At 63.1% G+C, this 593-nt stretch carries 2 protein-coding genes; both read left to right on the top strand.

Going from position 1 to position 593, the window contains the following annotated elements; genetic code table 11:
• The first annotated feature begins 14 nt into the window (after window positions 1–14).
• The gene (locus OQ789_RS25720) at window positions 15–311 is read left to right on the top strand and encodes a WXG100 family type VII secretion target (protein WP_064881136.1); all 297 of its coding nucleotides are present in this window, start codon (window positions 15–17) and stop codon (window positions 309–311) included.
• 44 nt (window positions 312–355) lie between these two features.
• The coding region (locus OQ789_RS25715; protein ID WP_324689232.1) for a WXG100 family type VII secretion target at window positions 356–593 on the top strand (238 nt) is incomplete at its 3' end.

Genomic DNA, 593 nt, shown 5'->3' with positions numbered 1-593 from the left:
AGGAGACAGCCGACATGGCAACACGTTTTATGACCGACCCGCACGAAATGCGGGCGATGGCGGGCCGCTTCGAGGTGCACGCCCAGACCGTTGAGGACGAGGCCCGCAAGATGTGGTCGTCGTCGATGAACATCGCCGGCTCGGGCTGGAGCGGTCAGGCCCAGGCCACCTCGTACGACACCATGGGCCAGGTCAACCAGGCCTTCCGCAACATCGTCAACATGCTCCACGGGGTGCGCGACGGACTGATTCGCGACGCGAACAACTACGAGCAGCAAGAGCAGGCCTCGCAGCAGATCCTCGGCAGCTAGCACTCGAAGCGGCTGTCGCCCAACACTTTTAAGGAGCTAACCACATGAGCATTAACTACCAGTTCGGCGATGTCGACGCCCACGGCGCGTTGATCCGCGCCCAGGCCGCTTCCCTGGAGCAAGAGCACCAGGCCATCGTTCGCGATGTGCTTGCTGCCGGCGACTTCTGGGGTGGTTCGGGTTCGGTGGCCTGCCAGGAGTTCATCACCCAGTTGGGTCGCAACTTCCAGGTCATCTACGAGCAGGCCAACGCCCACGGACAGAAGGTCCAGTCCGCCGGCA

This window comes from Mycobacterium sp. 94-17 (genome assembly GCF_035617725.1).
Taxonomy (GTDB): Bacteria; Actinomycetota; Actinomycetes; order Mycobacteriales; family Mycobacteriaceae; genus Mycobacterium.
The sequence above is the reverse complement of the archived record's forward strand: the minus strand, read 5'-3'. Positions and strand labels throughout refer to the sequence as shown.